Below are 23,815 nucleotides of genomic sequence, written 5' to 3'. Positions count from 1 at the left end.
CGCGCATCTGCGCGGTGCCGGGCCCAAGGCTGCCAAGGGTGTCCCGGTGCAGCCGGGGCATCCTGCAGGCGCGGGAGCCGCTTGGCCGCGGGGTTACTCCGCCGGGGTGCCGCGGACGGTGCTGCCGTCCAGCAGCGCCTTCAGCTCGGCGCGGGCGGCACGGGCGGCGCGGGTGATCTGGGGTTCGGTGAACTCCTCCCGCGTGGCCATCCAGTGGCGGATGCGGTTCACCGTCTTGACGCCCGACAGCGCCGACAACGGCACCGCCAGCACCAGCGACAGCGCGATCGGGGCCAGCCACAGCGACACGGTGCCGGTCAGGATGCCTGCCCAGAGCGCGACGCCGCTGACGGTTTCCAGCGCGTGGCAGGCCGCCAGCGTGCGCAGGGAATAGCTGCCGCCATCGCGCGCCTGCGGCGCCCAGCCGCGCTGCAGGCCAAGGGCGGTGCGGAACACCGCGATCATCTGCTGCACCATCAGGATCGGCGCATAGAGGATCGCCAGCACCACCTCAGACAGGAAGGACAGCGCGAAATGCACCGGGCCGCCGTATTCCGAGAACCGGCTGCCAGTGAGCGGCAGCGCGGCCGCCGCCAGCAGCTTGGGGGCCAGCAGCATGGCGTAGATCAGGATGATCACCAGCACGTGCTTGGGCTCGGACATATCGGGCCAGTTGGGGCGGAAGGGGTTGGCCTCGCTGAAATAGCTGATCACCGACGCCTCTTCGCTGCGGCCGATCACTGCCCACAGCACCAGGAGCGCGAACCACACCGGTGCCATAAGATAGCCGATGGCGCCCGCGAACAGGTGGAAGCGGGAGATCGCGCGGAAGCCCTTGGCATGCAGCAGGTTGAGGTGCTGCAGGTTGCCCTGGCACCAGCGGCGGTCGCGCAAGATGTGGTCGATCAGGGTGGCGGGAGTTTCCTCATAGGATCCGCGGATCCGGGGCAGGAAGCGCACCGACCAGCCGGCCCGGCGCAACAGGCCTGCCTCGACGAAATCGTGGCTCATGATCAGCTTATCGCCGCCGCCGAAGCGCGAGCGCAGGAGCGGCAGGCCCGCGCAGGCGGCAAAGGCGCGGGTGCGGATGATGGCGTTGTGGCCCCAGTAGTTGCCCTCGTGCCCGGCCCAGCGGGCCAGGCCCTCGGCCAGCGCGAGGCCATAGACGCCGTTGGCGAACTGCTGCATGCGGCCAAAGACCGACTGCGCGCCGATGAGCTGCGGATAGCTCTGGATCAGGCCGGCGCTCGGGTCGCGGGCCAGCGCGTCGGCCAGCCGGGCAATGGCGCGGCCGGTCATCAGGCTGTCGGCGTCCAGCACCAGCATCGCCTCATAGCCCGCGCCCCAGCGGCGCACCCAGTCGGAGATGTTGCCGACCTTGCGGCCCTCATTGTCGGCGCGGCGGCGGTAGTAGAGCTCGGTGCCTTCCGGCAGCATGGTGCGCAGCGCCTCGACGCTGGCGCGTTCCTGTTCGGCAATCGCGTCGTCGCGGGTGTCCGACAGGATGAACATCGCGTAATCATGCAGGCCGCCGCGGCCGTGCAGTTCCTGCAGCATGGTCTGGGCGTTGCCCAGCACATACCAGGGCACCTCGTTGTAGACCGGCATCAAGAGCGCCACCTTCATCGGCCGGGCGGCGCCGCGGGCGGCGGTGCGCTCGCGGCGCGACAGGCCATAGAGGCCCAGCAGCACGGTCGAGACGGTGAAGGCAATCCAGAAGAAGTTGAAGGCGATCAGCGCCAGCAGGATCATCTCCAGCACCGAAAAACCGCCGTCGGCGAACCAGCCCTGCATCACCCAGGTCAGAAGGCCGGTAGCTGCCATTGCGGGCGAAAAGGCCAGCAGCCGCCACAGCGCCACCTGGCGCGGCGCGGCATCGCCGGGGGCGGCGGCGTCGCGGAAGTCCTTGCTGAAGTCCTGCTCCGGCATCGCCAGGGGCTGTTCCGGAGGCATCAGATCACGTGCAGTCATGCGGTCCACCTGTAAAGCCAGACCTCGGAAGCGGGGCTGCCGTCTTTCCTGAGCTGGGCGCGAAGTTCGATGTAATCCTGATCGCCAGGATCGAAGTTGAAGGCCAGCCGCAGTCCGCCGGTTTCCGGGTTGCGCTGCAGCACGCCTTCGCTCGTCGCCACATGGGGAGAGTGGATGTGCACGTCAAGGGCCTCTGGCCCGTCATCGAACAGCGGGTGCGCCTCAAAGTCGATGGTGACGATCCGGCCCGGCCCGCCAAAGATCCGCGCGCCCTCGGCGGTGTCGGTCACCCGCGGCATCGGCAGCTCTGGCTCCTCGCCCCAGGTGAGGCGGTAGCTGAGGCTGACCTGCGCGCCGGCGGCGTAGGGCTCGCGCGGGCGCCAGTAGGCCACGGTGTTGTCGTAGATCTCCTTGTCGGCGGGGATTTCCACCAGGGTGACGGCACCCGGGCCCCAGTCGCCCTGGGGTTCGACCCACAGGCAGGGGCGCTTGTGATAGAAGGCTTCGAGGTCGTTGAAATCCGAGAGCTTGCGCGCGCGCTGCATCAGGCCGAAACCGCGGGGGTTTTCATCCAGGAAGGACGACACCTGCAGCCGGGTGGGGTTGGCCAGCGGCCGCCACAGGGTTTCGCCGTTGCCGTTGACCACCAGGAGGCCGTCGCTGTCATGCACCGCCGGGCGGAAATCGTCAAAGCGGCTGCGGTTGGTGGCATCGAACAGGAACATAGAGGTGAGCGGGGCAAGGCCCGCGTGGTTCAGCTCCTCGCGGGCAAACAGCGTGGCCTCGACATCCATCACCGTGCTGCTGCCGGGGGTAATGACAAACCGGTAGGCGCCGGTGACGGAGGGCGAGTCCATCAGCGCATGGACCACCATGGAGCGCTGGCCGGGGGCAGGGGCCTCCAGCCAGAACTCGATGAACTCCGGAAACTCCTCGCCCTCGGGATCTGCGGTTTTCAGCGCCAGGCCGCGGGCCGACAGCCCGTAAGTGTTGCCGATGCCGATGGCGCGGAAATAGCTGGCCCCCTGGAACACGCAGAATTCGTTCTTCTGGGCGGGGTTATCCAGAACCGTGCGCAGGCGCAGGCCGGAATAGCCCAGGTGCCCGTCGGTGGTGAGGTCGGGCGCCTTGTCGGTTTTGTCGAACAGCGTCAGGTCGAATGGCACAGGCTGCGCCTGGCCTGCGGTCACGGTGTTGATCTGCACCGGGCGCGGAAAATAGAGGCCGGGCAGGAAGAAATCGACATTGTAGCTGCGGCCGGTGCCGGACCACAGCGCGTCCGAACTGCGGAACCAGCGTGCCTTGTAGTCGTCGTAAGTCTGGTCCAGCCAGTCCTGCGGCACCGACGGGCGTTCGGCGTAGGCCTCCTCGGCCAGCGCGCGGGCCTTGGCCACCACCACGCCGCGGCTGAAGGGTTCGGTTTCGCTCGCCAGAACTGGCAGGGCGGACAGGGCGCTGCTGCCAAGCGCGGCTGCGAGGAAGGAACGGCGGGAAAAAGAGCTCATTTCTTGGCTCTCCAAGGTTGTGACTTGAACCAGGCTGCGGTGTAAGCGCAGACGATAATTAGGAAAAAGCCAACCAGGTTGGCGAATGCCGTGGTCATAACCGCGCGGTCGGTCTGGTCAAGCGCAAAGCCGATGAAACGGGCCAGCGCCATCGAAAAAACAAACACTGCGAGGGATTGCTGGCCGACCTTGGTGATCAGTTTCAGCAATACCGCCCAGGTGCGCGAGGCCAGCGAGTGGCCGGAGGCAATGAGCCGTTTGCCGCCTGCGCCCGCGGCCACCCAGCCGAGATAGGCCAGCGACAGGAAATGGGCATAGCGCAGCAGGCCGAAATCGGTCTTTTCGCGCCATTCCGCGGTGATTTCCCAGGTCGGGCGGATCAGGGCGGCCAGATCCTTGTTCGCCGCTTCCACCCAGAGGAAGACCTTCCAGGAGCCGAACGGCGCGGACAGGATCACAAAGGCTGCGGCCAGGATCACCAGCGCCTTTGAGACCGGCGGCGCGGGCAGCCAGCCCTTCATGAAGGCAAAGCCGGTGAAGAACAGCAGCTGCCAGCCGAGCGGGTTGAAGAACCACTCACGGTCCGACCAGGGTTCCGCCGGGAAGGAGATGCCATTGGGGCCGAGGCCGATCATGTAGGGGTTGGCGGTGAGCCAGATCAGGACGCTGGCGGCGATCACCGCCCAGACCCCGGCCTTTTCCAGCCCCATCATCAGCGGCAGCAGGACCAGCACGCCCAGATACATTGGCAGCACGTCAAAGTAGTTCGGCACATAGGTCAGCGTCATCACCCCGACCAGCTGCTGCACGGTGTTGGTGAAGAACCAGTGCAGGTTCAGGGAGCCGATATAGCTTTTGTCGAAGCCGCCATAGAGGTCGAGCGCCGCCATGGAGGCGGTGAGGAAGAAGAACAGGCCGATGTGGGCCCAGTAGACCTGCCAGCAGCGGAAGATCACGCGGGCAGTGCCCAGCCACCAGCCCTGGCGGGCGAAGGAACTGCCAAAGGCGATGGCCGAGGCCATGCCGGAGCAGAACACAAAGATCTCGGTCGCGTCGGTAAAGCCGAACCGCGCCGGGATCCAGCCGGCCCAGCGGTTGCCCGGGATATGCGCCACCAGGATGATGAACATGGCGATGCCGCGGTAGAAGTCGAGCCGCGGGTCGCGCAGCCGCGGCTGGGCCGGTTGCGGCGGGGGCACTGCACGGTTGGCGGCAGCAGGGTCTTTCTGAGGCCCGGGAAAGGGCGCAACGCTGGACATCTGAGGTTTCTGGTCCTTGAGGGTCTTACTCGGCAGGTACGCTTTTGGCACCGGACGGGTTCCGGGCCTCGGAAATCAGGGTGCGGCGGGCCAGCGCGTAGTTGTCCTCTGCGCCGCCCCGCCTGGCGCGGCGGTCATCAAGGATTGCTTCGACTTCGTCAAGCTGGCCTGAGCGGATTCCCGCGTCTATAGTTATGCGTTCAAAAACATCGCGTTGCGCGTGGCTGCCGCCGGCCAGCTGCAGGGTGGCCCGGGCTGCGGACAAATGCGCGAAAGCAGCCATGTATTGACCGTCTCCGAAGGCTTCCAGCCCGTCGGCGGCGGCACAGCCGGGGTCCGCCATCCGCGCGCGCGCCTCGCTGCCGCCCCGTTCCGCATCGGCGTGAATCCGCTGCACCAGCCGGTGGGCGTCCTCCTTGCGGTGGCCGGTCAGCGCCATGAGATAGTGCAGATCGGCAAAAATCAGGCTGCCGTCATCGGTGCGGGCGGCGCAGAGATTCGCCAGCTCGTCCCAGCGGCTGCCCACGTCAACGCCTTCCAGCTCCAGCCGCATCAGCAGCGAGGTGGCGTTGGAAATGTCGCGGTAATCGTCGGTCTTGTCCTTGCGCACTTCGGTGTCATAGAGCGTGACCGCCTCCTCCATCTGGCCCAGATCGAGGTGCATCAGCGCCTTGTGCCACCAGACGTGATAGCGGAAGTTGTTGCAATGCGCCCAGGCCTCCTCGCGTCCGTGCAGCCAGTCGAGACCCGATCGGGCGTTGCCGGTCATGTCATGCACATGCGCCACGGCGTGCAGGCCCCAGGCATCATCCGGCGCCATCCACAGCGCCTGGCGGCCGGCATTGGCGGCGCGCTCATATTCGCCGGTCTCCTCCAGCGCAAAGGAATGGCAGCCCAGGAGGTAGCCGCGCCCGGCATGGTCCGGCGCATAGGCCGGCAGCACCCGTTCGACCGAGGCGCGCATCCCCGCCGGGTCGCCCATGATGAAGCGGATGCCGTGGCTGAGCTTCATCGCCAGGGTGTCCTCAGGGAAGACGTCCAGCACTTCCTCCATCCGCTGGATCGCCAGGCTGGGACGGCCGGCCAGCCAGCAGTCGAGCGCGTCCACATATTTGCGCTCGCGCGGGAGGGCGCCCTCGCAGAAGGCCCTGGCATCGCGCAGCGCCTCGCGCGCCGTGGGCACCAGCTCGGAACGCCCCAGCATCAGCAGTGACAGCCCCTTGATCGCATGGGCCAGGGCAAACTCCGGCGCGGCCTTCAGAACCGCGCCCAGATGATCTGCGGTCACGGCGGCATGGGAAAGAACTCCCAGCTGCACGGCATTCCAATTCTGCTGTGCAGTTGCATCGGTCAGGCTGTTGTCTTGGCCGAAGATATCTTGCGTCATGAGAGTCCAATCTTTGTTTTATCCGAGAGCGGTTTCCGTGTCCTGCTGAAGAGTAGATCATCGGAATGTTCCGGGCGAACCCCGCTCGCGGTTTGGTGATGGCCTGTGTGCGCCTGGATTGAAACTATGGCGGATGTGTAGGATTTCCCGGGAAATTTTGGCAATAAGGAGGATTAAGGCACGCGCAAAGCACCGCGGATTTAGCGGTGAATTGCCGGAAACTGTAACACATGGCGGAAAGCCGCCGCATCCCTGTGGGATCAGGACGGCTCAAACGGGTGTTCTGCGCTCAGAATCTCCACGGTGCTTTCGCCGCAGGCAGGCGGCGCGTGGCGGTATGTCACCGGCGTGCGGGAGAATTTCAGCGGATTGCCCAGCAGCTTGACCGGACCGGCCGCCGTGTCCATGCCAATCGCCATGCTGCGGGCGTCGACCTGGCTGCTGGCAAACAGGGTGTCCAGGGTCTGCACCGGGCCTGCCGGCACCTTGCGCGCCTCCATCGCTGCCAGCACCGCGCCGGTGGTGAAGCGCTGCACCGCGGGGATCAGGATCGCGTTCAGGGCGTCGCGGTTCTGCAGCCGGGCCGGGTTGGTGGCAAAGCGGGCGTCCTCGGCCAGCCCTTCGAGCTTGAGGAATTCCATGAAGCGGCGGAACTGGCTGTCGTTGCCCACCGCCAGGATCACATGGCCGTCTGAGGTTTCGTAGACGCCATAGGGCACGATGCTGGGGTGTTCGTTGCCGCGCCGCTTGGGGGTCTGGCCGGTGTTCAGATAGGCAACGCCCTCGTTGATCAGCCAGGCGATCTGGGCATCCACAAGGGCCAGGTCGATCTGCTGGCCCTCGCCGGTCTTCTCTCGGTGGTGCAGGGCGCTGAGGATGCCGATGCAGGCGTACATGCCGCACATCACATCGGCGATGCCGACGCCGGCCTTCATCGGCTGGCCCTCCGGCTCGCCGGTCAGCGACATGATGCCGCCGAAGCCCTGCGCCATGATGTCATAGCCGGGTTTGTGGCTGTTGGGCCCGGTCTGGCCGTATCCGGAAATGGAACAGTAGATCAGGCCCGGCAGATCGTCCTTGAGGCTGGCGTAGTCCAGCCCGTATTTGGCCAGCCCGCCGGGCTTGAAGTTCTCGATCAGGATGTCGGCCTCTGCCGCCAGCCGGCGGATCGCCTGCTGGCCGTCCTCTGTCGCGATGTCGATGGCGACCGAGCGCTTGTTGCGGTTGGCGGCCATGAAATAGGCGGAGAGATCGGATTGCTTGCCGTCCGCATCCACCACATAGGGCGGCCCCCACTGGCGGGTGTCGTCGCCGCCGGTCTTGGGGTTTTCCACCTTGATCACCGTCGCGCCAAGGTCGCCCAGAAGCTGGGTGCAGGTGGGGCCTGCCAGGATGCGGGAAAGGTCAAGGACCTTGACGCCCTGGAGCGCGCCATGGGGGAGCATGTCAGATGCGGCCATCGTAGCCTCCGCGGTCGATCACAGCCGAGATGACGGTGAATTTTTCGGCTTTCAGCGCGTCCTGCAGGGCGGCGCGCAGTTCGGTGCGGTTTGTGACCGTCACCCCGTTGCCGCCAAAGGCGCGGCCCATCGCGGCAAAGTCGTGCGCAGCGAAATCGACCCCGCCGCTGGCAAGCTGGCGCTGGCGCTGTTTCAGCTCGATCAGGGCGAGGCTGGCGTCGGCAAAAACCACGAAGATGGGGGCTGCGCCCAGTTCCGCCGCGGTGGCGAGTTCACCGGCGACCATCAGGAAACCAGCATCGCCGGAAAAGCTGACCACCGGGCGGTCCGGCTGTGCCAGCTTGCGCCCGATCGCCATCGGCACCGCGCAGCCCATGGTGCAGAGGCCCGAGGACTGAATCAGCCCGCGCGGCCTGGAACACTCCCACATCTGGCTGAGCAGAATGCGGTGCGCGCCGCTGTCGGCGGTGGCAAGGGTTTCGGGGGGCAGGGTGGCGCGGCATTCGGCGATGACGCCCGCCGGCCCCCAGTCCTCATCCCGCGGGAAGGCGTCCGCCAGTGCGGATTTGACCGCGGCAGGGCGGCCAGTGGGCCATGTGCCGCGCGGTTTGGTGCCTTCCGACAGCGCCGCAAGGGTGGGGGCAATCGCGGTCAGGAAGTTCAGGCGTGCCTGATGCATGTAGTGGGTGTTGGCCTCCGGCGCGATGTCGATCACGTTCTGGGTGCTCACGTCCCAGACATTGCGCCAGCCGGGGCGCATCTCAATCGGGTCATAGCCGATAGAGAGCACCAGATCGGCCTCCCGCACCAAGGGCAGCAGGTGCTTGTCGGCGAGCGGCGACAGGCCCGCGCCGCCGAGGCAAAGGGGGTGGTCTTCGGGGAGGAGGCCCTTGGCCTTGTAACTGGTGATGAAAGGGATCTGGTGTTTTTCCACAAAGCTACGGATTGCGGCACCGGCGTTTTCCTGCAGTGCATCGAGACCGATCACTGCCACCGGGCGCGTGGTCGCCGCCAGCCAGGAGCGCGCCTGCGCCAGCGCCTCGCCGCTTGGCGCGCTGGCACTTGCAGGCGCGCGGCGGACGTTGCGGTCCCTGGCCGGCGCGTCTGCCACCGAGATCGGAACGTCAATATGCACCGGCCCGTTGCGGGGTTCTGTTGCGATGGCCACCGCCTTGTCTGCGATCAGGTCCGCCCCTTCGGCATCCAGCCGGAAGGTGGCCTTGGTGATCGGGGCAAAAACCGCGCGGTGGTCGAGCACCTGATGGGTGTAGCTCTGCTCCTCTGCCGCGTCGACGCAACCGGTGAGCACCAGCATCGGCACCCGGTCCTGGTGGGCGTTGGCCACCACATTGACGCCGTTCAGCGCGCCGGGGCCGAGGGTGGCCACGAGAATGACCGGCGCGCCGTCGGCGTGATGGACGCCTTCGCCCATGAAACCGGCGCAGTTTTCATGCTTGGCCAGGTGAAAGGCGATTCCGGCCCTGGTCAGCGCATCGACCAGCGTCAGCACCTCGCCGCCGGGCATGCCGAAGGCGTGGCGGCAGCCTGCCTCAAAAAGCCGCCGGGCCAGAACATCGGCTGCGCGCAGGGTCTCTGTCATCTTGTCCGTCCAATCCGTTGAATTGCCGCCAGATTGCCGAGGCTGCGCCCGCGCGCAAGCCCGTTCACGCCAGTGTGAGAAAAACTGCGGCGGAATCCGGCGTAAATCGTGCAGGGGGGCAGAGACCGGAAAGACGCCAGCGGCTATTTCTGTGCCCGTTCCGCAATCAGCGCAAAGCGGCGGTCGAGATGGCCTGCAAGGGCCGCCAGTCCCGCGCCGCCTTCCTCTGCGTAGGGCGCAAAGACGTGGGTGGGCCGCTTGTAGGAGAGGGTGGCGCTGCCGTCTGCCTCCTCGGTCACATACATGCGCACCGGCGCCTCGATCATCGCGGCGGTGGAGAGGGCGAGGATCTTCACCGCGAAGTCATTGTTGAAGAGGCCAATGACCCGGTTGCCGGGAATGGTGATGCCGCGGGCCGCCGCCGCCTCGGTGGGGCCTGCCTGGGTGACGACCCCCAGGCCTTCGGCCTTGGCGGCGGCTTTGACGTCCTCGATCAACTGCGCATAGGGTTTGGAGGTCTCATGCACCGCCCAGCCGTCGCGCGGCGCGATGCTGCCGGCAGAGGCGGCAGAGGCGGCAAGGATCAGGGCGGCCGTCAGGCGTTTGAAGGGCATGGCAGGTCTCCGCAGGGGTTTCTCCCGGTTTTAGGGCAGGGCGGGCGTTTGCGGTTTCACAATCGCGTGCATCCGGCGGCCGCCGGCCCGCCAGGGCTGCAGCCTGCGCGCGCTCCGGATGGGGCGCGCTCCGCCTGACAACAGCCGATCCCGGGTCAGCTGGCGATCTTGCCGCCGCCCTGTCTGGTCACCGCCACGACCGAGGGGCGCGGCGGCATCTGCGGGTCGAAATCCGGCCAGCGGGTGGCCGGGTCCTCAAACGTCGAGGCGCGCCCGAAGCCTTTCAGGTCTTTGGTGCCGTCGGTGCCAGGATGCTGAACGGCCAGGAACAGCGTCTCGCCATCCGGGGTGAAATACGGCCCGCACAGCTCAGCCCCCACGGGGCAGCGGAAAAACAGCGTGGAATGGCCGCGCAAGGCGCCGCCGGTTTCCACACCGTAAAGCCCGTCCGATTTGCCGGTCCGGCCCCAGTTGCTGCCCTGGTCGGTGGCAACCCACAGCCGCCCGTCTGCATCCATTGCGCTGTTGTCGGGGGAGCCGAACCAGCCGTGCTGCGAGGTGTCCGGGTGCCATTCGGCGCCCACTTCGGCAATGCCGGGGTCGCCGCATTTGACCAGGATCGACCACTGCCCGCTTGCCGCCGCATGGTCGCCGCCGTCCTCCTTGATTTCGATGATATGGCCGAACCGAGACACCGGGCGCGGGTTGGCGGCATCGGTCTGGCCGGCCTTGCGTCTGGAGTTGTTGGTCAGCATCACATAGGCGGTGCCGTCGCCGCGGGGCGTGGCATCCTCGGGCCGGTCCATCGGGGTGGCCCCCAGCGCATCCGCCGCCAGCCGCGCATCAATCAGCACATCCGCCTGGCTGGCAAAGCCGTTCTCCGCCGTCAGCGGACCCTGGCCATGCACCAGCGGCAGCCAGTGGACGGTGCCGTCCGCCTCGAACCGGGCCGCGTAGAGGGTGCCATCGCTCAGCAGCCGGGAATTGGCCGTGCGGTCCTCTGACACCACACCGTGAGAGACGTATTTGTAGACATATTCAAACCGCGCATCGTCGCCCATGTAGATTACCAGACGGCCGTCCTTGGACAGGGTGGTCTCCGCGCCCTCATGGGCGAAACGGCCCAAAGCGGTGTGTTTCACCGGTTTCGACTGCGGATCCATCGGATCCACCTCAACAACCCAGCCGAAGCGGTTCGCTTCATTGGGGTTTTCGTCGATATTGAAGCGGGTGTGGTACTTGCCCCAGGCGTACCACATGCCGGGCACGCCGTAGCGCGCCATCTGCGCCGCCTCCGGCTGGCCGGACAGGTCCGGTTCGCCATCGAAGTCCAGCCTGTCCGTCCAGAAGTAGCCGTGAAAGTTTTCTTCCGCCATCAGCCACGTGCCCCAGGGGGTCATGCCGCCTGCGCAGTTGTTGAGGGTGCCGATGACCTCAAGGCCGCTGGGGTCGGCGCTGGTTTGCATCCGCGGGTGGCCTGCGGCGGGGCCGTCGAGGACCATCGCGGTGGTCAGCGGCGAGATGCGGCGGTTCTGCGCGCCGCTGCGCACCACGGCCCACTTTTCATCCGGGCCGCGGGCGACCTCGACAACCGATCCGCCATGCGCCGCCATCTCGATCTCCGCCAGTTCCAGGGTCATGCCGGCAAACTCTGCCTTGTCCTGACGGCCAAGGTTCGGGAACATGACCTCCTCATTGGTGTATTCGTGGTTCACGCACAACAGGCCGCGGGTGCCCTCGGCGTTCAGCGGCAGAAAGCCGACATAGTCGTTGTTGTAGCCGAACTGCTGCAATTGGGCCTCGGCGCTTTGGTTCATCACGTCGAAGTCCGGGGCGTCCGCGAAAATTGGATCGCCCCAGCGCAGCAGGACATCGGCGTCATAACCCCGGGCGACATGGTGGGTTTCGTCGATGCCCGAGGCCAGCTCGTCAAAGGCATAGCGGCTTGCTGATGTAGGTGTTGCGGCGCTGGCCTGGCGCGCTGCGGCCAGCGCGGAGGCTCCGAACAGGGCGGTGGCGGCGGAGGTGCCCAGCATCCCTTTCAGCAGCGCGCGGCGGCCGTAGCGGGCGGCAATCACATCGCCGATGGTGCGGCTGGTGGCCGGGTTGGCGGGAATGTCGTCAAATGCCTCAAACGCCTCCGCCTTGTTGCCATTGTGCGGGTCTTTGATGATCTGCTTGCGGTTCACGGCGGTCTCCGGAGTGTTTGGAAGCGTCCTGGCGGCGGTGCGGGTCCGTCCTCCCGGGTCTTTTAAGATCGGCGTGTAACGGGCTTGTAATCGTTAACGAAAATTTACCATAATTGCACATCCGGGCGGCCAGTCCGGACTCCGCTGCTTTTTTCCTGCCTGTCCCCGCGGGGACGCCCGTTCATTCTGCCGGCCGGAAGCCTTCGATCAGCTGCCGCAGCCCGATGGCGGCGCCGGCGAAAATTGCCAGCATGGTGACAGGCGCCGAGACGGCCAGCAGCGAAAACGCGCTGAGGCCCTGGCCGACGGTGCAGCCCATCGCAATCACCGCGCCAGCGCCCATGATCGCGGCGCCGATGATCTGGCGGCGCAGCTCGCGCGGGTCCTCGCAGGCCTCCCAGCGGAAATGGCCCTTGATCAGCGAGCCGAGGAAGGCGCCGGTCCAGACCCCGGCGATGGAGCCGACGGCGAACGACAGGGGGCGCAGGGATCCGGTCATGGTCCACAGGATGGTCTCGCCCAACGGAGCCGAGAAGGAGTGGGAGACCACCGGCAGCGCCTCGAACCCTGCGGTGTTGAGGTAGGTGGTTCCGGCCCAGCCGGAGGCCACCGCCAGCCCCACCACGGCCGACCAGAACAGCGCCTGCCTGTCGCGGCGCAGTTCGGCGCTGGCGAGGGAAGCCAGCAGGATCAGAAGGCCCGCGGCGAGGCCGGTGGCGGCCAGCGGCAGCCCGCTCCAGGCGGCGGCATAATGGGCGAGGCCCGGCGGGATTTCCGTGGTGACATCCTGCTGTTCGAAGAAGAAATTGCGCAACGGGGCAAGCGGGCCTGCCAGCACCACATAGGTGGAGACGCCCATCACCAGCACGATCACGAAGCTACGCAGGTCGCCGCCGCCAAGCCGGGCAATGGCGCCGTAGCCGCAGTTGCCGCTGAGCGCCATGCCGTAGCCGAACATCAGCCCGCCCAGGATCGAGGCGGCGGGCATCCAGCGGATCGAGAGGTAAAAGGACTGGCCCGCATCCGCCAGACCCAGCCCGATCAGGCCGAAGCTGGAGATGACCGCCACGCCGATCGCCACGCCCCACATCCGCATCCTGAGGGATGAGCCGCCATAGAGCAGATCTTCGATCGCGCCCAAAGTGCAGAACCGCCCCAGCCGGGCGGCAAGCCCCAGCAGCACACCGCCCAGCAGCCCGATGCAGGCGGCCAGCTGGTGTTCTGTCAGGAGGTCAAACATGGCGGGGATTTCATTCAGGCGTCAGCCTTCGTCCTTGCAGAACAGGTCATAGACCACTTCCAGCATCCGGCGGGGCTTGTCGTCGGCCAGCCGGTAAAAAATCGCCTTGCCTTCCCGGCGGGGAATGACCAGCCCCTCCAGGCGCAGGCGGGACAGCTGCTGCGAGACGGCGGCCTGGCGGGCTGACAGCAGTTCCTCCAGCTCGGTCACGGATTTCTCGCCGGAGACCAGGTGGCACAGGATCATCAGCCGGCCTTCGTGGCTGATCGCCTTGAGGAAATTGGACGCTTTGGTCGCGTTCTCGACCATCCGGTCCATCTCCTCCGGGTCCATGTCAGCTGTGAACTGTGGTAATGCCATGTGCCGTCTCCTGAGCGGCACCGCGGTGCCGCACTCCTCTCTCTTGCCCCGTCAGGGCGGTCAGCTGCCGCCCGTGGCGTTCGTATTATCAACAAACCCTGTATGGGCGCTTAGCAAATCCGCGAGCAAAGGCCAAAAAAAATCTTCGCCCGGATAGCCTTCGAGCCGGGCGCGTTCCTCTCCGTCCTCGACCACCAGGAAGGTGGGGGTGAACATGACCCGGCGGGCGACCTGCAGATCATCGGGCAGGGCGCGCAGGTCCACACGGCGCAGAGGGGCGTGCTTGCCCTCAGCCGTTTTCGGATAGATCGGGGCGATTTCCGCGTTCCAGCGGGCGCACCACTCGCAGCCCGGCTGTTCGACCATCACCAGTTCCGCCGCCCAGGCGGGCAGCGCTGCAAAAGCCGCGGCCGCAGCTGCGGCCAAGGGGCGGAAAGGGCGCATGGGTGTCATTCCATCTGTTGACCGTACGGTGAGAAACAACATAATTCGAATATGTGAATGACACAAGCCGGGCCCGGATAACGTTCGCGTGGGGCCTCTTTGGGGGTGCGATGCTTGAAATTACCCTGTTCGGCGCCTTGATCGCAGGTCTGCTGAGCTTTTTCACCCCCTGCATCCTGCCGATGGTGCCGTTTTACCTGTCCTACATGGGCGGTCTGTCGATGGCGGAGCTGCGCGGGGACGGGACGATTCAGGCCGGGGCGCAGCGGCGGTTGCTGGTGTCGGCGGGCTGTTTTGCTGCCGGGGTCACCACGGTGTTCATGCTGATGGGCATGGGGGCAACTGCGCTGGGGCAGCTGTTCGGCCAGTATCTGGAGGTTCTGTCCTACGGCGCGGCGGCGCTGCTGCTGCTGTTCGGGCTGCATTTCCTGGGCGTGGTGAAGATCCCGCTGCTGTACCGCGAGGCGCGGATGGAAAGCAGCGCGGAGCCCTCTACCGTGCTGGGCGCCTATCTGATGGGGCTGGCGTTCGGGTTCGGCTGGACGCCCTGCGTGGGGCCGGCGCTGGCGTCGATCCTGATGATTGCCTCCGGCATGGGCGACGTCTGGCGCGGCGGGCTGCTGCTGCTGGTCTACGGGCTGGGCATGACCGCGCCCTTTGTGGTTGCAGCACTGTTTGCCAAGCCGTTCCTGGGCTGGGTCGCGCGGCACCGCAGCGCCTTTGCCTGGGTGGAGAAGGGCATGGGCGCCATGCTGGTGCTGTTTGCGGTATTGATCGCCACGGGCGGGGTGCGGCTGATCGCCGAGGCGATGATCCGCTGGGTGCCGGGGTTCGGCGCAATCGGGTAAGTGAGGTTGGGAGGTCAACATGCTGAGAAATATTGCAAAACTGTTAATGGTTGCGGTTCTTGCCGGTCCGCTGGCTGCGGCGGAGCTGGGGGACGACGGGCTGCACAAGACGTCCTGGATGCGGGACACCTTCAAGGACCTGCGCGAGGATCTGGAAGAGGCCAACGGCGAGGGCAAACGGCTGGCGCTGATCTTTGAGCAGCGCGGCTGCGTCTATTGCACCAAGATGCATGAGGAGGTCTTTCCCCGCCCGGAGATCAGCCAGTATATCGAGGACAATTACTTTGTCGTGCAGCTGAACCTTCACGGCGACGTGGAGGTGACGGATTTCGACGGCGAAACGCTGCCGGAAAAGGACATGGCGCGCAAATGGCGGGTGCTGTTCACGCCGACGATTCTGTTCCTGCCGGAAGAGGTGGGCGAAGATGCCACCGCGCCTGAGGCGGCGGTGGCGGTGATGCCTGGCGCATTTGGTGCGGGCACCACGCTTGACATGTTTACATGGGTCAATGAAAAGCGGTATGCGCTTGATAATGAGGAAGATTTCCAGCGCTACCACGCGCGCCGAATTCAAGAGCGCAACAATGGGTCGACAGACTGACGTTTTGCGCACGATCTATAAAAATTCACAATAATGAATTTGTTGTTGCGTATCGGGGGCGCTGTGCCCTACGGTATGCAAAGCTAAGCAAGCCGCCCGGGAACAGCGGCAGCCAATGGGAGGAAACATGAAGCTTACATCTCTGACACTGGCGCTAAGCCTGGCCGGGACTGCGGCTTTGGCCGGGGAGGTTGCTCCGAAAGCGGTGCAGTTTGGCGAGTCGGGTGAGGTTGCCGCCTCGCTGACCGGCGTGGCCGGCGATGCGGCCAACGGGGCGATTGTTGCCGGCTCCAAGTCCAAGGGCAACTGCGTCGCCTGCCACCAGGTGAGCGCGCTGGCGGATGTGCCGTTCCATGGCGAGATCGGCCCGTCGCTGGATGGCGCCGGCGACCGCTGGACCGTGGAGGAGCTGCGCGGCCTGATCGCCAATGCCAAGATGACATTCGAAGGCACGATGATGCCGGCCTTTTACAAGGTCGAGGGCTTCATCCGACCGGGCGATGCCTACACCGGCGAGGCCGGGGCTGAGCCGCTGCCGCCGATCCTGACGGCGCAGGAGATCGAGGATGTGGTCGCGTTCCTCGCGACGCTGAAAGAAGAGTAAAGCGCGGGCGGGGCCGTTCAGCGCCCTGCACCGATGTGAAGTCAAAGGAGAGATATGATGGAGTTCTCACGCCGTGAGACCCTGGCGATGGGCCTGGGCGCTGCCATGGTTACCGTGCTGCCGTTCCGCGTGAGCGCGGCGGCGGATGACCGGATTGCCGCCTTTACCGGCGGTGCCGAAATGGCCGAAGGGGGCGTGACCCTGAACGCGCCGGAGATTGCCGAGAACGGCAACACTGTTCCGATTTCGGTCGAGGCGCCGGGCGCCACCGCGATCCTGGTGCTGGCCGCCGGCAACCCGGAACCGGGGGTGGCAACCTTCAACTTTGGCCCTGGCGCGGCGCAGCAGGCGGCCTCCACCCGGATCCGCCTGGCGGGCACCCAGGACGTGGTTGCGGTTGCCAAGCTGGCGGACGGCTCTTTTGCCAAGGCCAGCGCCACCGTCAAAGTCACCATCGGCGGCTGCGGTGGCTGAGGCTGCCCGCTCCCTGAACGGAATTCTTAAGGAGAATTAAAGACATGGCATCCGGTGTTAAACCCCGCGTCAAGGTCCCGAAGTCCGCTGCTGCCGGTGAGGCGGTCACCATCAAGACGCTGATCAGCCACAAGATGGAAAGCGGCCAGCGCAAGGACAAGGAAGGCAACCTGATCCCGCGCTCGATCATCAACCGCTTCACCTGCGAGTTCAATGGCACCATGGTGCTGGACGTCGCGATGGAGCCCGCGATCTCCACCAACCCGTATTTCGAATTCGACGCGACCGTTCCGGAAGCGGGCGAGTTCGTCTTTACCTGGTATGACGACGACGGCTCCGTCTACGACACCAAGAAGCAAATCGCCATCGGCTGATCCGTTCCGGATCTTCAGGCACGCGTCCTGTCCGGTGTGAACCGGGCAGGGCAGGCACCCAAGGGAGGAAAAGGAATGAACAAAAAGGCAATCACAGCCATTGCCGCTGTGCTGGCGCTGCCGATGGCGGCGGGCGCAGGCCCCGATGACGACAAGCTGGTGGTCAACGAAGACATCGAGATGATCACCAAGGCCGCGGCGCCCGCCCATGTGGCGGATGTGCTGGACGAGGTGATGTCGGGCTGGCACTTCCGCTCGGACGAGACGCAAGCGCTGCAGATGGATGACTTCGAGAACCCGGCGATGGTGTTTGTCGATCAGGCGCAGGAAGCCTGGGACACTGCCGACGGGTCCGAGGGCAAATCCTGCGCGTCGTGCCACGGCGATGCCGCGGAAAGCATGGCAGGCGTACGCGCGGTGTACCCGAAGTGGAACGAAGAGGCCGGCGAGGTCCGCACCCTGAACATGCAGATCAACGATTGCCGTGAAAACCAGATGGGCGCGGAGAAGTGGAAATACTCCGGCGGCGACATGGCCGCGATGGAGGCGCTGATCTCTGTCCAGTCGCGCGGGCTGCCGGTGAACGTCGCCATCGACGGCCCGGTCCAGGCGACCTGGGAGAAGGGCAAGGAGCTGTACTACACGCGCACCGGTCAGCTGGAGCTGTCCTGTGCGAACTGCCATGAAGACAATTATGGCAACATGATCCGCGCCGACCACCTGAGCCAGGGCCAGATCAACGGCTTCCCGGTGTACCGTCTGAAGAACACCAAGCTGAACACCGCCCACGCGCGGTTCAAGGGCTGCGTGCGCGACACCCGCGCCGAGACCTACAAGCCGGGTTCTGCGGAGTTTGTCGCGCTGGAGCTCTATGTCGCCTCGCGCGGCAACGGCCTGTCGGTCGAAGCTCCCTCCGTCCGCAACTGATCTTTGCGCCCCGCGCCTGTTTCCAGGTGCGGGGCGTATCTCTTTTGAAACATTCATTCACGTGAATATATCACGTGAACATACAGGATACCGGTACTCATGATCTCGCGCCGCGATTTTCTGCAGGTTTCCATGGCGGCCTCAGCCATGGTGGGGGCGTCTGGCTTTGGCAATTGGGCGCGGTTGGCTGCGCAGCAGTCGCTGACCCAGGACCAACTGCTGGAGTTTGATACCTTTGGCAATATCAGCCTGATCCATGTGACCGATATTCACGGCCAGCTGAAGCCGATCTATTTCCGCGAACCCTCGGTCAACCTGGGGGTCGGAGAGAACAAGGGCCACGTGCCCCACATTACCGGCGCCGACTTCCGAAAGGTGTATGGGATCGCCGACGGCAGCCCTTCGGCCTATGCGCTGACCTACAATGACTTCTCTGCGCTCGCCAAGGCCTATGGCCGCGTCGGCGGGCTGGACCGGGTGTCGACCATCATAAACGCGATCCGCGCCGACCGCCCCGATGCGCTGCTGCTTGACGGCGGCGACACCTGGCACGGCTCCTATACCTGCCATCACACCCAGGGCCAGGACATGGTCAACGTGATGAACGCGCTGAAGCCGGATGCGATGACCTTTCACTGGGAGTTCACGCTGGGCAGCGGCCGGGTCAACGAGATCGTCGAGGGCCTGCCCTTTGCTGCGCTTGGCCAAAATATCTTTGACTCGGAATGGGACGAGCCGGCGGAGCTGTTCAAGCCTTACAAGTTCTTTGAGCGCGGCGGCGCCAATGTGGCGGTGATCGGCCAGGCGTTCCCTTACATGCCGATCGCCAACCCGCGCTGGATGTTCCCGGAGTACTCCTTCGGCATCCGCGACGAGAACATGCAGATGATGGTGGATGAGGTCCGTGCGGCGGGCGCCGATCTGGTGGTGGTACTGAGCCACAACGGCTTTGACGTGGACAAGAAGATGGCCGGCAAGGTGCAGGGCATCGACGTGATCCTGTCGGGCCACACTCATGACGCGCTGCCGGAGCCGGTGCTGGTCGGCAAGACCCATATCATCGCGTCGGGTTCCAATGGCAAGTTTGTCTCCCGCGTCGATCTGGATGTGCGCGACGGCCAGCTGATGGGGCTGCGGCATAAGCTGATCCCGGTGTTCTCGGACGTGATCGCGCCGGATCCTGCGGTGGCGCAGCTGATCGAGGCCGAGCGCGCGCCCTACAAAACGCAGCTGGAGGAGGTGATCGGCCAGACCGATACGCTGCTGTACCGCCGCGGCAATTTCAACGGCACCTGGGACGACCTGATCTGCGACGCGCTGCTGAGCGAGCGGGAAGCGGATATCGCCATGTCGCCCGGCGTGCGCTGGGGGCCGTCGCTGGTGCCCGGGGACGATATCACCCGCGAAGAAATCTGGAACGTGACCTCGATGTCCTACGGCGAGGCCTACCGGAGCGAAATGACCGGCGAGTTCATCAAGGTGATCCTGGAGGATGTGGCCGACAACATCTTCAATCCCGACCCCTATTACCAGCAGGGCGGCGACATGGTGCGGATCGGCGGCATGGGCTACCGCATCGACATCACCAAGCCGCAGGGCGAGCGGATCAGCGAGATGACCCTGCTGAAAACGGGCGAGGCGATCGATCCGGCGAAGTCCTATGTGGTGGCCGGCTGGGCCAGCGTGAACGAGGGCACCGAAGGCCCGATGATCTGGGATGTGGTCGAGGATCACATCCGCAAGCTTGGCACCGTGACCCTGGACCCCAACAACTCTGTGCAGGTGGCGGGCGCGTAATCAGCGCCCGCCCCGGCAGGGGCAGATCACACCCGCCCGGGCGGCGGGCCCATCGAAAAAATTTTGCGCAGTTGAATTCACGAACGTGAATTTATCTATGTAAGGAGGCAAAGAAAATGAGTGATGACGCCAAGAGCCTGGCGCCTTCGCGCCGTCAGTTCCTGACCGGCGCGGCAGCTGCCGGCGCAGGGGCGGTGGCGGCCGGGGCTGCCAGGGCAGCCGCACCCGATCCGTTGATTACCGAAGTGCAGGACTGGGCCAGCGGTCTGGGCGAGGGGGTGGATGCCACGCCCTACGGCCTGCCGATCAAATACGAAAGCGACGTGGTGCGCCGCAATGTGGAGTGGCTGACGGCGGACACCATCAGCTCGATCAACTTCACGCCGATCCACGCGCTGGACGGCACGATCACGCCGCAGGGCTGCGCGTTTGAACGCCATCATTCAGGCGCGATTGAGCTGCGCAAGGAAGACTACAGGCTGATGATCAACGGCCTGGTCGGGACGCCGCTGGTGTTCACATACGAGGATTTGGAGCGCTTCCCGCGCGAGAATCGCGTCTATTTCTGCGAATGCGCGGCGAACTCCGGGATGGAGTGGGCCGGCGCGCAGCTGAACGGCGCGCAGTTCACCCATGGCATGATCCACAACATGGAGTATTCCGGCGTGTCCCTGCGGACGCTGCTGGAGGAAGCCGGGGTCAAGCCGGAGGGCAAATGGGTCTATGTGGAGGGGGCGGATGCGTCCTCGAACGGGCGCTCGATCCCGCTGGAGAAGGCGATGGACGACGTGCTGGTCGCCTTCAAGGCCAACGGCGAGGCGCTGCGCAAGGAGCATGGCTATCCGGTGCGGCTGGTGGTGCCGGGCTGGGAAGGCAACATGTGGATCAAATGGCTGCGGCGGGTCGAGGGGGTGGACCAGCCGGTCGAGAGCCGCGAGGGGACCTCGAAATACACCGACACGCTGGCCAACGGCATCAGCCGCAAGTGGACCTGGGAGATGGATGCCAAATCCGTCGTCACCAGCCCCAGCCCGCAGGCGCCCATTAAGCATGGCGCGGGGCCGCTGGTGATCACCGGTCTGGCCTGGTCGGGCCGCGGTGCGGTCACCGGTGTGGATGTGTCGCTGGACGGCGGCAAGAACTGGACCGAGGCGCGGCTGGCGGCTCCGGGAACGGACAAGGCGCTGACCCGGTTCTATCTGGATATCAATTGGGACGGCTCGGAGATGCTGCTGCAAAGCCGGGCCAAGGATTCTTCAGGCTATGTGCAGCCCACCAAGGCGCAGCTGCGCGAGGTGCGGGGCTTGAATTCGATCTATCACAACAACGCCATCCAGACCTGGTGGGTCAAGGCAAACGGGGAGGCGGAAAATGTCGAGGTTTCCTAACAGGCTGAACAACAGAGCAGAGGGCAGCGCCCGGCCGCGGGCGGAAAGCGAAGCGCCCGCCCAAGGGGGCGGACGGGCGCTGCCCGGCCTGTCGGCCGGGCGGAACATTCTATTGGCTGTATCGCTGACGGCTCTGGGTGCTGGGCCTGTTGCGGCCGAGAAATTCGGCCTGGGCCGTCCGGCCTTGCCGGAGGAAATCGCCGCTTGGGACCTGGACGTGGCCTCCGACGGCACCGGCCTGCCCGCAGGCTCGGGCGATGTGTTCACAGGCGAGGAGGTCTTTGCCGAGAAATGCGCGGTCTGCCATGGCGATTTTGCCGAGGGCGTGGGCAACTGGCCCAAGCTGGCAGGCGGGCAGGGCACGCTGGACCATGAGGACCCGCTGAAGACGGTGGGCAGCTACTGGCCCTATCTGTCGACCACATGGGACTATGTGAACCGGTCGATGCCCTTTGGCAACGCGCAGTCGCTAACGCCGGATGAGGTTTACGCCATCGTGGCCTATATCCTCTATTCCAACGATCTGGTGGATGATGAGTTCGTGCTGTCGGACGAGACCTTCCTGGAGGTTGAGCTGCCGAATGCGGACGGCTTTATCCTGGACGACCGTCAGGAGGCGGAGAAGCACTTCTGGAACCCGGAGCCTTGCATGGAGAACTGCAAGGACAGCGTCGAGATCACCATGCGGGCCATGGTGCTGGATGTGACGCCGGAGGAGGAAGGTGCCGAGGCCGCTGCTGAGACCCCTGCCGGGGCGCCGGCCGGGGACGCTGCACCGGTGCAGGACGCCGCGGCGGAACAGCCCGCAGAGGAACCGGTGCAGACGGCTGCGGTTCTGGATCCGGAACTGGTGGCCCAGGGCGAGAAGACCTTTAAGAAGTGCAAGGCCTGCCACCAGGTGGGCGATGGCGCCAAGTCCAAGACCGGGCCGGTGCTGAACGGCATTGTCGGCGCCCCGGCCGGCCATGCGGAGGGGTTCCGGTATTCCAAGGCGATGGCAGCCGCGGCGGAAGACGGGCTGGTCTGGACCGAAGCTGAGCTGGCGGCCTTTCTGGCCAAGCCCAAGTCGTACATGAAGGGCACCAAGATGTCCTTTGCCGGGCTGAAGAAGGACAGCGATATTGAGGCGGTCATCGCCTATCTGCAGTCCTATTCTCAGTAGGCGCAGCCCTGAAGGGTGGTGAAAGAGGGCGCTTTAGGCGCCCTTTTTTTGCTTGGGAGCCGAAGCTTCTATTGCCGCGGCGGGAAAACAAGGACGTTTGCGCCCTTGAAACGTTCCAGCCGGGCTTGCGGCTGCGGCTCCGGCGCGGGGCTGGTCAGCCCCGGCGGCAGATGCGCGCAGGCTTCGGGAATTGCCCCGCACAGGGAGACTTGGCGCCCGGTCAGAAGCTCCAGCCGGCTGGCCAGGCTGCTGGCCCGGTGAAGGCCTGCCTTGCGCGCTGCCGGGTAATCCAGAATGCTGCCAGTGGCATAGACCGGCCCTGGTTGCGCGGCAATGGCGGCTGCCATAGCGCGGGTCTCGTGCTGCCAGTCGCGGAAGCGGGTGAATTGCACAGCGGTCTGCACCAGGTAACTGAGTGCAACAAGCAGCACCGCATTGCGCGCCAGCCGCCCGGGCAGGCCGGGGCCGCGGCTAAGCTCTTGCGCGGCCCGCACGATCAGCACCGCATAGATGATCCAGGTGAAGTGAAAGGCCCGCACCGGGATCGTCACGCCCAGCTTCAGCACCTGCAGCGTCATCAGCGCCATCCCGGCCCAAAGCGCGGTCCAGAGGTAGAGGGCCTCCAGCGACTGGCGGCGCAGCAGCACGGCGGTGGCGGCAATCAGCAGGCACAGGTGAAACAGCAGAACCGGCGTGGACTGGAAGCTCAGCTTGCCGAGCAGGACCGAAAGCGTCTCTTGCAGCAGCGGCAGGTGCGACCACAATCCGGCAAGGTCCTGCGCCGGGTCCGGGCTGCGGGCCGGGTCCAGCGGGATGCCAAAGACGCCATGCACCTGCCAGTTCAACGCATAGACGGCCAAGACCGCGCCCGCGAAACTGGCCCCGAACAGGATCAGCAGCCGGGCCAGGTCCGGCAGCGAGCGCTGCCGCGTGCTGATCAGGCAGACTGCAAGCAGGATCAGCGGAAAGGTGGTGTAGGCCGTGAAGGCAAGCAGCGTGAAAAGCGGCAGCAGCAGGCGCAGGGCGGCCTGAGACAGAACCAGCGCCAGGCAGGCAAACAGTGCCAGCACCGCAAACCCGGGAATGAGGGTGCTGGACCAGGGCGCCATCAGAAACACCGGCGGGGCCGGCAGCAGGGTGAGGGCCAGAACCGCAGTAAACCATTTGCGGCTGCCGGGCGGGGTGGCCGCGGTTGCGATCGCGGCGGCGGTCACGCCCCAAAGGATCTGGAACAGAACGAAATTCAGCCAGGCCGGCGTCACCGCGCCGCGCAGGTGCCACAGGTAATTGAGCCAGCGGCCTTCGGTCAGGGTTTTCTGCCAGAACCCTTCGGGCTGGGCGAGAAGGGCGGGGTAATCGTCGTAGCGGACAATCGGATCCGCGATATTGCCAGCCGAAACGGCCAGCAAAACCGGAAGGGCCACGGCACAGGCCGCGAGGAAGGCAGGCAGGCTGCCAGCTGCCGCGCGGGTGGCTTGCGGCAGATGAAGGTCCGGGGAACGGCGCATGGATTAATTCCGTTTGGTTTTAGAATGCCGCCCTGACCGCCAGCCGCCTTTGAATTCAGCGCGGCACAGGTGCAGGGGGTGAAAAATGATTGTCTGAATTTGC

The 23,815-nt window shown here is 65.5% G+C and carries 21 protein-coding genes; 9 read left to right on the top strand and 12 right to left on the bottom strand.

The window, feature by feature from the left end:
- Nucleotides 1–93: 93 nt before the first annotated feature.
- The 11 genes from mdoH to PHA8399_RS16630 form a co-directional block, all read right to left on the bottom strand.
- Nucleotides 94–1,971: a glucans biosynthesis glucosyltransferase MdoH gene (gene mdoH / locus PHA8399_RS16680; protein ID WP_058287298.1), complete on the bottom strand. Its 1,878-nt coding sequence runs from the start codon at nucleotides 1,969–1,971 to the stop codon at nucleotides 94–96.
- On the bottom strand, nucleotides 1,968–3,476 hold the full coding sequence (locus PHA8399_RS16675) for an OpgD/OpgG family glucan biosynthesis protein (RefSeq protein ID WP_058287223.1): 1,509 nt from the start codon (nucleotides 3,474–3,476) through the stop codon (nucleotides 1,968–1,970). Before PHA8399_RS16675 ends, mdoH begins: the two co-directional genes overlap by 4 nt.
- Nucleotides 3,473–4,735, bottom strand: coding sequence for an OpgC family protein (locus tag PHA8399_RS16670; RefSeq protein WP_058287222.1), 1,263 nt, complete (start codon nucleotides 4,733–4,735; stop codon nucleotides 3,473–3,475). The genes PHA8399_RS16675 and PHA8399_RS16670 overlap by 4 nt, the downstream gene beginning before the upstream one ends.
- A gap of 25 nt (nucleotides 4,736–4,760) precedes the next feature.
- Complete coding sequence (locus PHA8399_RS16665; RefSeq protein ID WP_058287221.1) at nucleotides 4,761–6,122, bottom strand: tetratricopeptide repeat protein; 1,362 nt, start codon at nucleotides 6,120–6,122, stop codon at nucleotides 4,761–4,763.
- 260 nt (nucleotides 6,123–6,382) lie between these two features.
- Nucleotides 6,383–7,582 (bottom strand): CaiB/BaiF CoA transferase family protein, encoded by a 1,200-nt coding sequence (locus PHA8399_RS16660; RefSeq protein WP_058287220.1) that lies wholly within the window; start codon nucleotides 7,580–7,582, stop codon nucleotides 6,383–6,385.
- Nucleotides 7,569–9,182 (bottom strand): thiamine pyrophosphate-binding protein, encoded by a 1,614-nt coding sequence (locus PHA8399_RS16655; RefSeq protein ID WP_058287219.1) that lies wholly within the window; start codon nucleotides 9,180–9,182, stop codon nucleotides 7,569–7,571. Before PHA8399_RS16655 ends, PHA8399_RS16660 begins: the two co-directional genes overlap by 14 nt.
- A gap of 143 nt (nucleotides 9,183–9,325) precedes the next feature.
- Nucleotides 9,326–9,796, bottom strand: coding sequence for a DUF302 domain-containing protein (locus tag PHA8399_RS16650; RefSeq protein ID WP_058287218.1), 471 nt, complete (start codon nucleotides 9,794–9,796; stop codon nucleotides 9,326–9,328).
- A 155-nt stretch (nucleotides 9,797–9,951) separates the two neighbouring features.
- Nucleotides 9,952–11,985 carry a PhoX family protein gene (locus tag PHA8399_RS16645; protein ID WP_058287217.1) on the bottom strand — a complete coding sequence of 678 codons (2,034 nt, stop codon included), beginning with the start codon at nucleotides 11,983–11,985 and terminating at the stop codon, nucleotides 9,952–9,954.
- Between the two features lie 181 nt (nucleotides 11,986–12,166).
- Nucleotides 12,167–13,225, bottom strand: coding sequence for a YeeE/YedE family protein (locus PHA8399_RS16640; RefSeq protein ID WP_208856326.1), 1,059 nt, complete (start codon nucleotides 13,223–13,225; stop codon nucleotides 12,167–12,169).
- Nucleotides 13,226–13,246: 21 nt separating this feature from the next.
- Nucleotides 13,247–13,585 carry an ArsR/SmtB family transcription factor gene (locus PHA8399_RS16635; protein WP_058287215.1) on the bottom strand — a complete coding sequence of 113 codons (339 nt, stop codon included), beginning with the start codon at nucleotides 13,583–13,585 and terminating at the stop codon, nucleotides 13,247–13,249.
- A gap of 60 nt (nucleotides 13,586–13,645) precedes the next feature.
- A complete protein-coding gene (locus PHA8399_RS16630) occupies nucleotides 13,646–14,029 on the bottom strand; it encodes a thioredoxin domain-containing protein (protein ID WP_058287214.1) in 384 nt (127 codons plus the stop codon).
- A 110-nt stretch (nucleotides 14,030–14,139) separates the two neighbouring features.
- Here PHA8399_RS16630 and PHA8399_RS16625 point away from each other — a divergent pair, with 110 nt between their 5' ends.
- From PHA8399_RS16625 to PHA8399_RS16585, 9 genes are all read left to right on the top strand, one after another.
- On the top strand, nucleotides 14,140–14,877 hold the full coding sequence (locus tag PHA8399_RS16625; protein WP_058287213.1) for a cytochrome c biogenesis CcdA family protein: 738 nt from the start codon (nucleotides 14,140–14,142) through the stop codon (nucleotides 14,875–14,877).
- A gap of 46 nt (nucleotides 14,878–14,923) precedes the next feature.
- The gene (locus PHA8399_RS16620; protein WP_244270242.1) at nucleotides 14,924–15,478 is read left to right on the top strand and encodes a thioredoxin family protein; all 555 of its coding nucleotides are present in this window, start codon (nucleotides 14,924–14,926) and stop codon (nucleotides 15,476–15,478) included.
- A gap of 127 nt (nucleotides 15,479–15,605) precedes the next feature.
- Nucleotides 15,606–16,082: a sulfur oxidation c-type cytochrome SoxX gene (gene soxX, locus PHA8399_RS16615; RefSeq protein WP_058287211.1), complete on the top strand. Its 477-nt coding sequence runs from the start codon at nucleotides 15,606–15,608 to the stop codon at nucleotides 16,080–16,082.
- A 57-nt stretch (nucleotides 16,083–16,139) separates the two neighbouring features.
- Nucleotides 16,140–16,556: a thiosulfate oxidation carrier protein SoxY gene (gene soxY, locus PHA8399_RS16610; RefSeq protein WP_058287210.1), complete on the top strand. Its 417-nt coding sequence runs from the start codon at nucleotides 16,140–16,142 to the stop codon at nucleotides 16,554–16,556.
- 44 nt (nucleotides 16,557–16,600) lie between these two features.
- Nucleotides 16,601–16,930: a thiosulfate oxidation carrier complex protein SoxZ gene (gene soxZ, locus PHA8399_RS16605; protein WP_058287209.1), complete on the top strand. Its 330-nt coding sequence runs from the start codon at nucleotides 16,601–16,603 to the stop codon at nucleotides 16,928–16,930.
- A gap of 75 nt (nucleotides 16,931–17,005) precedes the next feature.
- On the top strand, nucleotides 17,006–17,857 hold the full coding sequence (gene soxA, locus PHA8399_RS16600; RefSeq protein ID WP_058287208.1) for a sulfur oxidation c-type cytochrome SoxA: 852 nt from the start codon (nucleotides 17,006–17,008) through the stop codon (nucleotides 17,855–17,857).
- Between the two features lie 99 nt (nucleotides 17,858–17,956).
- Nucleotides 17,957–19,654: a thiosulfohydrolase SoxB gene (gene soxB, locus PHA8399_RS16595; protein WP_058287207.1), complete on the top strand. Its 1,698-nt coding sequence runs from the start codon at nucleotides 17,957–17,959 to the stop codon at nucleotides 19,652–19,654.
- A 116-nt stretch (nucleotides 19,655–19,770) separates the two neighbouring features.
- Complete coding sequence (gene soxC, locus PHA8399_RS16590) at nucleotides 19,771–21,042, top strand: sulfite dehydrogenase (RefSeq protein ID WP_058287206.1); 1,272 nt, start codon at nucleotides 19,771–19,773, stop codon at nucleotides 21,040–21,042.
- Nucleotides 21,026–22,204 (top strand): c-type cytochrome, encoded by a 1,179-nt coding sequence (locus PHA8399_RS16585; RefSeq protein WP_244270241.1) that lies wholly within the window; start codon nucleotides 21,026–21,028, stop codon nucleotides 22,202–22,204. Before soxC ends, PHA8399_RS16585 begins: the two co-directional genes overlap by 17 nt.
- Nucleotides 22,205–22,272: 68 nt before the next feature.
- On the opposite strand, the gene PHA8399_RS16580 is transcribed toward PHA8399_RS16585, so the two are convergent.
- Nucleotides 22,273–23,712: a hypothetical protein gene (locus tag PHA8399_RS16580; protein WP_058287205.1), complete on the bottom strand. Its 1,440-nt coding sequence runs from the start codon at nucleotides 23,710–23,712 to the stop codon at nucleotides 22,273–22,275.
- Nucleotides 23,713–23,815 lie beyond the last annotated feature (103 nt).

Origin of the sequence: Leisingera aquaemixtae, from assembly GCF_001458395.1 — a bacterium.
Lineage (GTDB): Bacteria > Pseudomonadota > Alphaproteobacteria > Rhodobacterales > Rhodobacteraceae > Leisingera > Leisingera aquaemixtae.
Note: the sequence above shows the minus strand (reverse complement) of the source record. Positions and strands in the feature narration are given on the sequence as shown.

What these genes read in the sequence shown, in the direction of transcription:
- mdoH (WP_058287298.1), bottom strand. Translation starts at nt 1,971, where the DNA reads ATGACTGCACGTGATCTGATGCCTCCGGAACAGCCCCTGGCGATGCCG.
- PHA8399_RS16675 (WP_058287223.1), bottom strand. Translation starts at nt 3,476, where the DNA reads ATGAGCTCTTTTTCCCGCCGTTCCTTCCTCGCAGCCGCGCTTGGCAGC.
- PHA8399_RS16670 (WP_058287222.1), bottom strand. Translation starts at nt 4,735, where the DNA reads ATGTCCAGCGTTGCGCCCTTTCCCGGGCCTCAGAAAGACCCTGCTGCC.
- PHA8399_RS16665 (WP_058287221.1), bottom strand. Translation starts at nt 6,122, where the DNA reads ATGACGCAAGATATCTTCGGCCAAGACAACAGCCTGACCGATGCAACT.
- PHA8399_RS16660 (WP_058287220.1), bottom strand. Translation starts at nt 7,582, where the DNA reads ATGGCCGCATCTGACATGCTCCCCCATGGCGCGCTCCAGGGCGTCAAG.
- PHA8399_RS16655 (WP_058287219.1), bottom strand. Translation starts at nt 9,182, where the DNA reads ATGACAGAGACCCTGCGCGCAGCCGATGTTCTGGCCCGGCGGCTTTTT.
- PHA8399_RS16650 (WP_058287218.1), bottom strand. Translation starts at nt 9,796, where the DNA reads ATGCCCTTCAAACGCCTGACGGCCGCCCTGATCCTTGCCGCCTCTGCC.
- PHA8399_RS16640 (WP_208856326.1), bottom strand. Translation starts at nt 13,225, where the DNA reads ATGTTTGACCTCCTGACAGAACACCAGCTGGCCGCCTGCATCGGGCTG.
- PHA8399_RS16635 (WP_058287215.1), bottom strand. Translation starts at nt 13,585, where the DNA reads ATGGCATTACCACAGTTCACAGCTGACATGGACCCGGAGGAGATGGAC.
- PHA8399_RS16630 (WP_058287214.1), bottom strand. Translation starts at nt 14,029, where the DNA reads ATGCGCCCTTTCCGCCCCTTGGCCGCAGCTGCGGCCGCGGCTTTTGCA.
- PHA8399_RS16625 (WP_058287213.1), top strand. Translation starts at nt 14,140, where the DNA reads ATGCTTGAAATTACCCTGTTCGGCGCCTTGATCGCAGGTCTGCTGAGC.
- PHA8399_RS16620 (WP_244270242.1), top strand. Translation starts at nt 14,924, where the DNA reads ATGGTTGCGGTTCTTGCCGGTCCGCTGGCTGCGGCGGAGCTGGGGGAC.
- soxX (WP_058287211.1), top strand. Translation starts at nt 15,606, where the DNA reads ATGAAGCTTACATCTCTGACACTGGCGCTAAGCCTGGCCGGGACTGCG.
- soxY (WP_058287210.1), top strand. Translation starts at nt 16,140, where the DNA reads ATGGAGTTCTCACGCCGTGAGACCCTGGCGATGGGCCTGGGCGCTGCC.
- soxZ (WP_058287209.1), top strand. Translation starts at nt 16,601, where the DNA reads ATGGCATCCGGTGTTAAACCCCGCGTCAAGGTCCCGAAGTCCGCTGCT.
- soxA (WP_058287208.1), top strand. Translation starts at nt 17,006, where the DNA reads ATGAACAAAAAGGCAATCACAGCCATTGCCGCTGTGCTGGCGCTGCCG.
- soxB (WP_058287207.1), top strand. Translation starts at nt 17,957, where the DNA reads ATGATCTCGCGCCGCGATTTTCTGCAGGTTTCCATGGCGGCCTCAGCC.
- soxC (WP_058287206.1), top strand. Translation starts at nt 19,771, where the DNA reads ATGAGTGATGACGCCAAGAGCCTGGCGCCTTCGCGCCGTCAGTTCCTG.
- PHA8399_RS16585 (WP_244270241.1), top strand. Translation starts at nt 21,026, where the DNA reads ATGTCGAGGTTTCCTAACAGGCTGAACAACAGAGCAGAGGGCAGCGCC.
- PHA8399_RS16580 (WP_058287205.1), bottom strand. Translation starts at nt 23,712, where the DNA reads ATGCGCCGTTCCCCGGACCTTCATCTGCCGCAAGCCACCCGCGCGGCA.